The sequence below is a fragment of the Bacillus paramycoides genome (assembly GCF_038971285.1).
Lineage (GTDB): Bacteria > Bacillota > Bacilli > Bacillales > Bacillaceae_G > Bacillus_A.
In genome coordinates this window covers 1-12,491 of record NZ_CP152429.1, presented here as the reverse complement: position 1 = coordinate 12,491, position 12,491 = coordinate 1, and the positions used below count along the sequence as shown (strand labels likewise).

General features: G+C 33.4%; 9 protein-coding genes and 1 pseudogene. 4 read left to right on the top strand and 6 right to left on the bottom strand.

The genetic code is table 11. The features are described 5' to 3' along the window. Positions 1-73: 73 nt before the first annotated feature. The gene (locus AAG068_RS28015) at positions 74-1,504 is read left to right on the top strand and encodes an IS4 family transposase (RefSeq protein ID WP_342720038.1); all 1,431 of its coding nucleotides are present in this window, start codon (positions 74-76) and stop codon (positions 1,502-1,504) included. Between the two features lie 317 nt (positions 1,505-1,821). Here the strand turns inward: AAG068_RS28015 and AAG068_RS28010 are convergent, their stop codons facing one another. Beyond that, a complete protein-coding gene (locus AAG068_RS28010) occupies positions 1,822-3,030 on the bottom strand; it encodes an alpha/beta hydrolase (RefSeq protein ID WP_342720037.1) in 1,209 nt (402 codons plus the stop codon). Between the two features lie 218 nt (positions 3,031-3,248). On the opposite strand from AAG068_RS28010, the gene AAG068_RS30015 reads away from it, so the two are divergent. Together AAG068_RS30015 and AAG068_RS28005 are read left to right on the top strand one after the other, a co-directional pair. Beyond that, entirely contained in the window at positions 3,249-3,545 is a 297-nt protein-coding gene (locus AAG068_RS30015; RefSeq protein WP_428846013.1) for an IS66 family transposase, read from the top strand. A gap of 246 nt (positions 3,546-3,791) precedes the next feature. After that, positions 3,792-4,481 carry a Pr6Pr family membrane protein gene (locus tag AAG068_RS28005; protein WP_063224289.1) on the top strand — a complete coding sequence of 230 codons (690 nt, stop codon included), beginning with the start codon at positions 3,792-3,794 and terminating at the stop codon, positions 4,479-4,481. 491 nt (positions 4,482-4,972) lie between these two features. On the opposite strand, the gene AAG068_RS28000 is transcribed toward AAG068_RS28005, so the two are convergent. Both AAG068_RS28000 and AAG068_RS27995 read right to left on the bottom strand, forming a co-directional pair. Continuing rightward, the gene (locus AAG068_RS28000; protein WP_342720036.1) at positions 4,973-6,889 is read right to left on the bottom strand and encodes a M56 family metallopeptidase; all 1,917 of its coding nucleotides are present in this window, start codon (positions 6,887-6,889) and stop codon (positions 4,973-4,975) included. Then, positions 6,889-7,290, bottom strand: coding sequence for a BlaI/MecI/CopY family transcriptional regulator (locus AAG068_RS27995; RefSeq protein WP_342720035.1), 402 nt, complete (start codon positions 7,288-7,290; stop codon positions 6,889-6,891). The genes AAG068_RS28000 and AAG068_RS27995 overlap by 1 nt, the downstream gene beginning before the upstream one ends. A 168-nt stretch (positions 7,291-7,458) precedes the next feature. On the opposite strand from AAG068_RS27995, the pseudogene AAG068_RS27990 reads away from it, so the two are divergent. Next, positions 7,459-7,785 (top strand): annotated as a pseudogene (locus AAG068_RS27990) (cupin domain-containing protein); the annotation flags it as partial. A 157-nt stretch (positions 7,786-7,942) separates the two neighbouring features. Here AAG068_RS27990 and AAG068_RS27985 read toward each other — a convergent pair. From AAG068_RS27985 to mgtE, 3 genes are all read right to left on the bottom strand, one after another. Continuing rightward, a complete protein-coding gene (locus tag AAG068_RS27985) occupies positions 7,943-9,370 on the bottom strand; it encodes an S-layer homology domain-containing protein (RefSeq protein WP_342720034.1) in 1,428 nt (475 codons plus the stop codon). A gap of 549 nt (positions 9,371-9,919) precedes the next feature. Then, on the bottom strand, positions 9,920-11,005 hold the full coding sequence (locus tag AAG068_RS27980; RefSeq protein ID WP_342720033.1) for a phosphodiester glycosidase family protein: 1,086 nt from the start codon (positions 11,003-11,005) through the stop codon (positions 9,920-9,922). 157 nt (positions 11,006-11,162) lie between these two features. Continuing rightward, a complete protein-coding gene (gene mgtE, locus AAG068_RS27975; RefSeq protein WP_342720032.1) occupies positions 11,163-12,491 on the bottom strand; it encodes a magnesium transporter in 1,329 nt (442 codons plus the stop codon).

Below are 12,491 nucleotides of genomic sequence, written 5' to 3'. Positions count from 1 at the left end.
CAAAGTTCCCTCCTAAAATGAAAAAATTTGCTAATCTTTCTGTAGAATTATAGGAAGGGATGGTGTTTTTTATATGTCTATTTCTGTATCTGATGAATTGCAGCTATTTGCTCAAGAGATTCAACGCTTTTTATCTCCAAATATTTTACGAGACCTTGCTAGAGATGTTGGTTTCGTACAACGAACCAGTAAATACCAAGCTAAAGATTTAGTCGCTTTATGTATTTGGATGAGCCAAAATATCGCTACAACCTCTTTAGCTCAGTTATCTAGCTGTTTAGAAGCATCCACAGAAGTACTCACCAGTCCGGAAGGACTGAATCAACGGTTTAATAGATCAGCCGTTCAGTTTTTACAACATATATTGACTAACCTTCTAAATAAAAAATTAACTTCATCTATGCGAATTTCTTCTCCATACACCTCTGTTTTCAAGCGCATTCGTATTTTAGATTCAACTGCATTTCAGCTTCCAGATATATTTTCACTCATTTATCCTGGAGCGGAAGGATGTAGTCATACTGCTGGTATGAAAATTCAACTTGAATATGACCTATTAAGCGGACAATTCCTACATATCCATACAGGTCCAGGGAAACAACATGATCGAACCTACGGTGCTCTGTATGTCCCAACTGTAACACTGAATGATTTATGTATCCGTGATTTAGGGTATTTTCACTTAAAAGATCTTCAACATATACAAGATAAAAAGGCTTACTATATCTCTCGTATTAAATCCAATACACGTATTTATCAAAAAAATCCCATACCTGATTATTTTCAGGATGGAAGAATAAAGAAAGGTACAGAGTATATACAGATAGATATGGAGGTTTTAATAAACTCTCTTCAAACAGGACAAACATATGAAATATCCGACGCTTATGTAGGAATGACCGATAAAGTACCAACTCGTGTGATTGTTCATCGGCTAACAAAAGAACAACAACAAAAACGATTGCAGGGTCAAGCTGTAAGAGAGAAAAAGAAAGGAATCAAGTATTCTCCTCATAGCAAACGTCTTAGTGGCATCAATGTATATATGACAAACACACCTACAGATATTGTCCCGATGGGACAAGTACACGATTGGTACTCTTTACGCTGGCAAATCGAGATTTTATTTAAAACATGGAAATCATTCTTTCATATTCATCATTGTAAAAAGATAAAACGAGAAAGATTGGAATGCCATTTGTATGGGCAACTGATCGCCATTCTACTCTGTTCTTCTACTATGTTTCAAATGCGTCAATTACTTCTTATGAAAAAGAAACGAGAACTGAGTGAATATAAGGCCATATATATGATTAAAGATTACTTTCTTCTTATTTATCAAGTCATACAGAAAGACACCCAAGAACTATCAAAGATTCTCATTCGCCTGTTCAACGTCCTACAGCAAAACGGGCGAAAATCCCATAGGTATAAGAAGAAAACAGTCTTTGATATATTAGATGTCGTTTATAATTGTACCATGTCTGATAACCACGCAGCTTAATTCAAAAAAGGAAACCCGATAGGGTTTATTTCGTATGCAAATCTTTAAAGCATCTACGTATAGACTTTCGAAAAAAGAAACAAGCTTGCTTATCATTGACGTTACACGGGCTTAGCTTGATAGCGATGTGGCGCTCCCCACTAACACCATATTAGGCCTAGAAGGAGCACCTACACTGGGAAGTGTAAATCAAATTCCAAAACTATAAATACTGGATTTATACTAAAAAACAAGCATTTTGAAAAAACTCATCAAAATGCTTGTTTAAATTTTTACAATGATGTAAATAAAGCTTCCCGGATTATTCTTCCCCATGTTTATTTATTATACTTTTGAAGAAAGGCTTTTACTTTTTCATAAGCAAACTGAGTACTCAAGCTATCTGGTGCTCCATCAAAAACATGGTCAGCTCTTGGAAGAAGATAAAGTTCATGAGAAACGTTATTTTCTTTTAGTTTTCTATCCAAAATTTCAGCCTGTTCTTCTGGTACAATTCGGTCACTTGTTCCTAAAAGTGTAATAGTTGGAGGTGTTTTTTCCTGAATGTAACTGATCGGAGAAAGTATTTTATAACGATCAGGGAATTGTGAAGGTGTACCCCCAATATATTTTTTCATTACATCTTGCATATAATCAGGACTTGGACTATTCTTATAAATTCCCTCCATATCAGACAGACCGTATATATTAATCACAGAGTTAATAGTTACTGACGGTACATTTGTTGAAGGAGGTAACTTTGTATCTCCCATACTATATGCGGCTAGCATAGCTAGATTTCCACCTGCTGACTGTCCCATTACGTTTATTTTTTCAGGATCAATATTGTAAGCATCCGCATGTTCTGTTACCCATCCTATTGCTGATTTTACATCAGCTACTTCATCTTTCCATCCTGCATGAGGTGGCATACGATATTGTATAGCAAACACAGTATATCCTAATTCACTTAACCATTGACTCCAGTGAGGGGCCATTTCTTTATCACCCTCAACCCATCCACCTCCATGCACTTTTACAATAGCGGGATGTAGTGATTGTTTTGAGTCTCCATGGGCTCGCCATACATCAAGCTTTAATTCCACGCCATCAGGTGTTGTTTCGTATACGACGTCCTGTGTGAATTTTGATGTGATTTCTGTCTTACCAAAAAAATGAGAACTAAGTGAAACGGAAACATTCTCGTTTTTTGCATAGTTTAACATTTTAATGATTGGTTCGACAGTTAGAAAACTTAATAATAAAACTAAAGGGATCAAAATTGCACGAGCTAGTAAAGCTTTCCTCCAGACAGCTAATGCTAATAAAATGATTATCACAACAGTTATACCTAATAGCAACGTAGGTATTATCAATGCACCCGCTCCAAGGGCACTCATTATATTAGGAAAACCAACTGGATTCCAAATATAGTATGTCATAATGCTGATAATAGGAAATAAAATTACTGCAAGGATTGTCAGTAACCATTGAATAATACCTCTAGGCCGCCATGAGGTTGGTTGTTCTTGATGTTTTTTTTTCACTTTTCTAACTCCTTTCAAACAAATAAAATACCTTTTTAATAAAAATACCTCAAAAAATGATTTAACTCTAATTTAATGACGATCTAAGTACAAAGTCGTTATGTGAACCATTTATTCTCCTATTTCTGCATTCAACCATTATATATTTCACTAGCATTCACTTACTCTTGCAACGACCTGCTACCCTGAGGAAGAAATTATAGCATACGAAACCAGATATGATAATCTGCTTAGTTGGGTATGAAGAAAATATCCAAACTAAAGGGAAATATGCCAAGGAATCCGAAAAGACTCTCCTGAACAGATTAACGAAGTATAAATCGAATCATTTGCTATTTTTAAGGGATTTCAAGGTAGCATATAACAATAATCTTTCCGAGCGAGATTTACGAAAATACAAGATGAAACAGAAGGTATCAGGTTGCTTTAGAAAACAAAGCGGAAATGAATTGTATTGCACGGTTATGAGCTTTGTTGAGACTTGTAAAAGAAAAGGAAACAACTCTCTGTTCTAGAATCAATAGAAAAGGTATTTACAGGTAGACCAGTCCAACTATAGACTGGTCTATTTATTGTTTTTATTTAATCATTAAGGCTGAATAGTAACAATCAATCTGTAAATCCAAATGAAGGTAAGAGTAAATTTTTGACAAAGATTCGCTAAAACGCTAAAATAACGTTTTATGTGAAAATTTAAGATGAAATGATGGGTGAATATATGCTTGAATGAAATGATATTAATATAAATTAGGAGGAATCGTATGATACGTAATAGAGTTATAGCAGTATTATTTAGAATTGGTAGCCTTATTTTTGCATTATATGGTCTATTATCACGTATGGGCATCCAATCGGGCGAAATGAATTTTAAGATATTTATGTACTATACTATCCAAAGTAATTTTTTAGCACTGATCTTGTTTAGTATACTTACTATACGTACAGTTAAGGGATTGATAAATGATGGTAAGACGGGAAGTGCTGGCTATTTTCCACGCTTTGAAATGATATGTGTAATTGATTTACTTTTAACACTTATCGTTTATTGGGTGTTGCTTGCTCCTACTACCTTTACAATGGGTGGAAGTTTTTATCTTTGGAAATTTGATAATCTTGCAGTACATTTGATTACACCTATTCTTTGCCTTGTGGATTATTTTCTATTTACCGAATCTAATCATTTAAAATACCGAGATGTATATTATGTTTTGATATACCCGCTCTCATATGTGGCATTTGCTACTATCGCAGGTCTAATGGGATATGTGTACAATATATCGCCAATTGATGGGAAGCCAGTACATTATGCTTACTTTTTCTTTGACTATGACAGAATAGGAGCAAAATCCCTTGTCTACATCGGTGGCCTTATAGTATTTTTCTTGGTACTTAGCCATATTATGTATTTGTTTGACAAGAAAGTTTATAAACCTTTAGTTGTAAGCAAATAATGTTATCCATTGCAATGATCTTTTGGTTGGTTATTATGTTTTTGTAGTGATTACATCATAACAATAAAAAAGGGTCATTGCTTTTTTATTGGGTTCTTTCACATCTAGTGTGGGTGAACTTAAATCCGACTTTGTCTGACGCTACCCCATGCCCATCAAGTTAAGAAACACATTCCTCCCTAAAACGAATATTTTACAGTTATTTATGACAATTCAGTTCATTTTTCCGTTTTGAAGACCAACTAATTTCTTGATCTGATGGTGAACGGGATATGTTAACCTTGTTTTTATGCTATTGTATAATGTTTTATGGTATATGGGTTGTTTCAATAAATTTTATAAAGAGGTATCATGCTATGAAATTCGAAGACAAGCCTAAATTTCATCTTATTTTTTCAGTATATAAACTCTACTAATTTCTCTTTTCACTTAAAGGTTTCGTTTAAAATAAAAAATAGAGCCTCAGGAACAGGATCCTTAGACTCTATTTTTTATTTTATATAGGACAGCATAACTTTCTCTAATTCTTCTTTACTGACATCATTTGCAAGTAATATGACTTGATAAGCGCTATTCTTTCCTTTTACAGGAACAATTCCTTCCATATACTTCGTATTACTTTCAGACGATTCTGCAAAAGTAATGTTTGCACTTTCTAATTTATAATTTGTTATCTTTTCACTATCTTCCATTATCCCGTAAAATGGATTTTCTTCTTTATCTCTAACTACAGATTGATTCACAACATACCAAGACAACGAATCTCCTCTGTGATATTCAGAAACAATAACGGGATTCTTCCTACCAGGAAACAACGAAGTTTGAACTTCTTCACCAGCTAGTTTAAACCCATTTACTACAACAGGTGGTGTCTTAATTTGAAAATCAAGATACTTCTGTGCTTCCTTTTTAGTTAATCTAAAATCCGAATAAATTTTCCTTCTAAATGGTTCAATTTCTTTTTCATTTTCCTTAAATTTGTTCTGTTCCTCTGGGTCTAATTTGTCAGGATTCCCCACTAACCTTATTTTTTTACTCAAAGTATATGACTCTGTTTCTAATTCAATAAACCGTTTAAATTCTTCTTTCGTAAACAGGTTTCGCGCCACTCCAAGTTCTGTAAGGAAAATATTGTACTCTCCTTCGGTAATTAAAAATTCTGCTTCTGCCTGTTCTTTTGTACCAATTATTTTTTCAACTATTTGCTGCAAAGAGTTATCGGGTTGTGTTTTTAATTCTTTCATACTATTTTTCTCTTCTATTTGTTGTTTCTTAGAGTTAGTTGGCATATCAGCACGGGCATTTAATAAGGACACAGATGATACTGCAATAACTGCGACAACCCCTAGCGCAGACCAACGATATGAATTTTTTTGGAATTTTTTAATCATTAGTATTCTCCTTTTTAACGCTCTTTTATTTTTACTAAAATTCGCTATACTTGGTACATGATAATAACCTGAGTAATGTTCCAAAAGACTAATAATCGTATGTCCATATGCAATTTGTTCCTCTGCATCTATACATGTAAGAGCTAATGCATCACATGCAAGTTCTTGGTCTTCCCTCATACATGAGTAGGCATACCAAAGAATAGGATTAAACCAATTTAAAATGAGTAGGCCATGCATAAGCCAGTTCACACCAACATCTCTTCGTTTAATGTGAGCTAATTCATGATGGAAAATATAGCGTAGTTGTTGTTCATCTAATATGTTCATATGTATACTTGATAACAACAACTTAGGCCGAATAAATCCGAACACTGTTGGACTGGGAACCTTTCCAGCTACAAGTAGAGGAATATCCCGTTGTACAGACATAGATTTCTTACATTCTTCAAAAATCTGGACAATCTTCTCATCTGTAATAACAGGTTGTTTTTTTATGTATAGTAATAAACGCCTGTTCATTATTATAGTAGCAACGCTTAGAAGGATAACGCCCATAAGCCAAATGTAGATAATGATTGTATAAAATGAAACCTTCTTGTCATCCTGCTTTTCATAATTGTATGTCTGTACCTTGTTTCCCTCAGTAGCTAGCGCTGAACTAGGGGTATTTGTAACTTCTTTTGCAAGTGGCTTTGTATCTTCTGTATATTTGAATTCTATCATGTGTTCTTTTGTAAGAATACTAGTTACAGGGTTTCGGCTAGAAATGAATGCATCATCATTCTTGTAAGTAAGAACAGAATAAATACTATAGGAACTATCTGGCGACCAAGGTAAAACAAGTCTTATAATTAATATCATCCATAGCATGTATTGCCAACGTGGAGTTAATTTATTTCTAAACAAGACCTTGATGCATAAGATTAGGACCACTAATATACTAGCCATAATAGAGGTCTCTATCAACCAATCAAAAAAATGAGGCGGATAGACATTTATAAACATTTCTATCATTATGATCTATCCTTCCTCTGATTTTCCTCAGTTTTTTCATCCAGGATACGTTTAAGTTCGTTAATGTCTTCTGAAGACAGCTTTTCTTCTTTCAGGAAATTTACTAGCAATGGCTTAAATGCTGCGCCATAGAAACGTTTAAGTAAAGATTTCGTTTCTACTTGTAAATAACTATCTTGCGAAACTAAAGGATAATAAGCGTACATACGCCCTTTATCTTGATAGTAAGCCACTGCTTCTTTGTGAACTAATCGATTAATCAGCGTTCGAATCGTTTTGGGTTTCCAATCCATTTTCACCTCTAACGCTTCAATCATTTCATTTGCCGTTTGTGGAGATTTTGACCACAATACTTTCATGACTTCTAATTCAGCTTCTGAAATTTCAGGTAATTCTTTCATTAGTTTAAATTACACCTCCCTCGGATTACATTTGTAATCCGTAACTGAATATTACACTTGTAATCTTTCTATGTCAATCTTATTTTATATTTAATCCTTTCTATGCCCATCAACATAAAATGAAAAAAATTAGCAAAAGTTTAGACTTTCAGATCTTGTTACAGTACAAGGACTAATCAAAGAAAAAAGATAACTTTCCCTGAAAGCGGTAACGTTTTATATGAGTTATTATCTCCTAATTTAGATGGATCACTGGAATTGGTTCTAATGAACCTGTTACCTCAAACGGCTTCATCTATAGAGCCTGTGGCACATAAAAGAGAAGAAATAGCATTTATTATGGAAGGGCAAGTAAAGCTATCTCTAAATGATGAGGTTTTACTCCTTAATCCAGGTGATAGTGTTAAAATCTTGCTCTACGCAAAACATAAATGGAAAAACACTTCTTTAAACAATGTAACTGTTACATTTGGAGTAACTCCGCCATCTTTTTAATTTTTAAAAGCCTAATTTCTCAGTATTAATATTGAGAAATTAGGCTTTTTTCGTTATTCCAGACAAAAGCCCGATTGCGGAATAAGGAATACACTGTATTAATAATCTAAATAAAAAGTAATTAAGGGTTTACATTAATTCGAACATAATTTTTTGATTACATACTTAATTCACTTTTTAATGTCCAGTATTTTTTTCCATTAGCTTCAAAAGAAAATTCCACCCATCCATTTGGATCTTCACGATAAATAAAGATGTTTGTTCCAGAAGTTAATGTACCAACCTTATTTTCCTCCACTGCTACATCTGATCTACTTTTAATTTTCAAATTAAATGGATAAGGTACTTGGTAGTAATCAGCTGGTGATACAACATTTGAACTTGAACCATCTGCATACATTTTATATGGAATTTCATTTGATAACGCGTCGACATCTAATGTTTCAGGATTCTTTGCTATTTTTTTTGCATATGTATAGTCTTCTGCATGAAACGGTTTAATACGTTCCATAATCCCTGCAATTTTTTTAGCCCAGCCTTTATCTGATGCGTATTTCACATTCATACCAGCTAACGTTGGCCCGTTATAATACATACCACTTTCTTCCAAATATCTTTCTCGTACATAATTAGCGTTATAAGCGATACTGTCACCGTAGGTTGGCAAATATTTTGCATATTTAAACGGGTCTCCATCATAAGCACGTAATCCGAATAGATTATGTTTTTGATATGCAATTTCTGATTTTCCGTATCCAGATTCTAAAATTGCATGCGCCGCTAAATAATGAGCATTGACGCCATATTTATTTTGCGCATTTATAAAATCTTGCCCATGTCCAACTAAGGGACTATCTGAATGATATTTTGCAATAAAACTATCAATCTCTTGGGCTGTAATTTTCGAAGCTACTGTTAAATTTAAATCTTCATATGAGGTAGCAGTAATAATCTCTTTTTCTTCTAACACATCTTTTTGATTTAGTTGCAACATATCTGTTTTTGCTGTAAGTTGAGCAGCCTCAGCACGCGTTATAAATCTATTTGGTTGCCAGCCGTTATCAGTGCCATTGGAAATTTTTAAATCAATTAAAATATTGGCATACTTTTCCCCCCAATGCCCTTTTAAATCTCGAAATATACTCTGATTGTTATGATCTGTTGTACTTTTTAAGTTATAAGCATTTACTAGCATCGTTGCCATGGCAGCGCGAGTTACTTTACCGGATGGATTAAAAATGCCATTCCCTTCTCCTTTAACAATGCCAGCTTTTTCAGCAGCGGCAATATAAGGGGTGGCCCAATGGTTTTGTGAATCTGTAAAGGATGGTTTTGCATTAAAGTCAATTTGAATACCTAATACTTTTGTCATAATTTTCGTGGCGGAAGCTCTGTCTAATGAATCATGTGAACCAAAAGTTCCATCTGGATAACCAATTAAGACTTGTTTATCCACTAAATAGTTTACAGATTGCTCTGCCCAATTTGGAACATCAGGAAATTTGTGAGTATCTGCTAAAGTATTAGAAGAATAAGATAATATCGCTCCTGCAAGAATACTTGTTGCAATTAATTTATGTTTCATAAAAATATACACCTCTACCATTCTATCTGTATTTACCAAATTAAAATTTCTATTTTTATATTTACATGTTTGTAATATTGATGAAATTGTATTAACATGCATTCAATTTGATGTAACGATTATAGTTACTTGTATACACGAGTGTCAATGAATGTCTTTTACAAAAATGTATAATATTTACATAACTTTGAATTTCCGCGTTCTTACACTTGACTTATGTATAAGAGAGATTTAGCTTAGGCAAAATTGTTCATTTTTATCTTATAACTACCAGTACTACTAGCATAAATAACGTTAAATAAATGATAATAATACGTTAAAGTATCGTTAGAAGAAATTGCAAAAAATTCCTTTATATAAAGAAAAATCCCCCTTACGTAAGCAAAGGTGATTTTCTTTATATATTATTTTCCTAAAATGAACGCAGTCACTTCGTCTAAGGTCATTTCTCCTTTTTGTATATTGATTTCATTTCACGGATTTTATGATTTAATACATTCTACGGTTTTAAAAAAATTTTTTATTTATATAAGTAGCTCATACATGGGTTTAAATATTTGTACCTATATTATCTAATGTTTTAGGATTTACCTTTTCCCCATCTATTGTCATCTGTATTTTTTGCTTAGAATTTGCTGTTACCACCCAAGCATTCGGTAAATAACGATCTTCATGAGATAATGTGGAAGGCGAATTTATAACCTTTCCCTCTAAATATAGCGTAGCAGAAGAACCTCCATCCATAGCCATTGCATTTACTGCTCCTTTTTCATATAGAATATCTTGACACTCTTTTAACGTAGCCCCTATACTATGCGTCTGTCTACCGTCAATGACTAGAAACATAATTGTACCATCTTCTTTTTGGGCCATAATACTTCGCGGAGCAGAACCCCAACCACCGTCTCCTTCTGTAATCATTTTTTCTCCATTTACAATTAACTGTGGCATAAATCCTGCTGCGGAAACGACTTGTTTATCCAAAAGTTGTTGGGTAGAATAATTTCCTGTTATCATTTGTCCAAACTTTGTTAAACCCGAAATGATTGTAGGGGTATTTTTATCTATATTTGTATCAATAGCTTTCCCATTTTCTATTACAATACCAGTTGCAACATTTCCTCCACCCCTTCCTGTTTCATCAGCAAATCCACTTGCATTCACAGCAACAAGTGCATGATTACGTTTTGCCATTACACTAATTTTTTCTCCCCTGTTAGCGCCCTGTGTTCCTTGATGGCTAACAAGTTTAACATTGAAGGGATTGCTAATGGTAACTAACCTTCCTTCAAAAAGAAAACGACTATCTTTATTGCTTTTAATTGTTTCTACATCAATTTCTAATGGCTGATTTTTTAATTCTTCTAATCTTTTTCCTGCTATTTTTTTATAAATATGCTCATCACTGTTTGACCATTTCGGATGATTAATTCTATCTTGCAGTTTATCTAGTTCCTTTTGGGATAGGAATGTATATTTCGCATATTGTGGATGCTGAGAAGTTAGTATACTCCCAGCGATTGTTATACGAAGCTCTCGGCCATAGCTAGTACCAAATAATATTCCTATGCCAATAAGCATGAAAATAGAAAATAGAAGCAAAATTCGTTTGAAGATTTTTCTTAGATGTTTCATAGTTTTATCCTCCAGCATTCATTACATTCAATAAATCCATTAAAATATTATTTATCTAAAGACAAAAGTGTTTGATTTCCTCATGCCTGAATTCCCCACTATATTTTAGCAATTAAGGCAAAATACTTATTCCGAATTTCGTTTTTTCAGTATATATTTATAAATTTAATAACGTTTTTGCAACCATGAAATAAATTACTAATCCTGTTCCGTCAACAAATGTTGTAATAAATGGACCTGAAACAACTGCAGGATCTAGTTTTAATTTTCTTAGAATTAAAGGTAAAACAGCTGCTACAAGAGAAGCCCAAATAACAATAAATAATAAAGTTATTGCTACAACTTGTGCAACTTCTGTTCCAACACCTAACATATAAGCACGAGTGAGTCCAGCTACCGCAAGTGCAAGTCCAAGAAGCATACCAATTGCAAATTCCTTTTTCATTACACGGAAAATGTCTTTAAATTTCACCTCTCCAATACCAATTGCACGAGTAATTGTTGCTACAACCTGTGTTCCTGTATTCCCTCCAGTACCTACTAATAATGGAACAAAGAAAGCAAGGGCAACTACAGTTTCAATTTCGTCTTCAAAATACTTTAATACTGTACCTGTATATGCCTCAGCAACAAAAAGAAGTAATAACCATGGTAGACGTTTTAAGAAAATGCTCCAAATGCTAGCTTCAAAGTAAGATTGATTCAATGGTTCACTTCCGCCTAACTTTTGAATATCTTCTGTAGCTTCTGCTTCCATAACATTCATTACGTCATCAAATGTTATAATACCAATCATTTTATTATTTGCTGTTGTGACAGGTATTGCTGCTAAATTATAATTCAGTAGCTTTTTTACAACTTCTTGCTGATCAATTTCAGCGTGTACTGAAATTACCTCTTGAATCATAATAGTAGATAATATCTCTTCATCTGGTGCTAGTAACAACTCATGTATGGAAACGATTCCCTTAAGATAACCGTGATTATCAAGAACATAACTATAAGATATTGATTCTACATTTTTAGAATGGTCCCTAATGTACTTCAATGTCATTTTTACTGACCAATTTCCTCTAACTGCAACAAAATCACTTGTTACAAGACTTCCTGCCGTTTCAGGTTTGAAAGTCATCAATTTTTTTACGTTATGTTTTGTGATTTTATCTAGATACGCCATTAATTTAGCCTGTTTTTCCGGATGAACCGCTAGCAGTATATCTACTAATTCATCAATCGGTTGTAAATTTAGTAACTTTTTAGCTTTATTTTCAGATAAGTGAATTAAAATATTATATTTTTCTTCTACACTCATATATTGAAGAATTTTAGAGCTTTTTAATACAGGTATCGTATTTAGCAATATGACTTGATCTTCAATTGAAAACTGTTTTACTTCTTGCGCAATATCATACGACGGAAGACGTAAAACTTTCTCTGCATCCAAGTTATTTTGGGTTATAAGTAATTCCTTTAATAATTTCTTCAT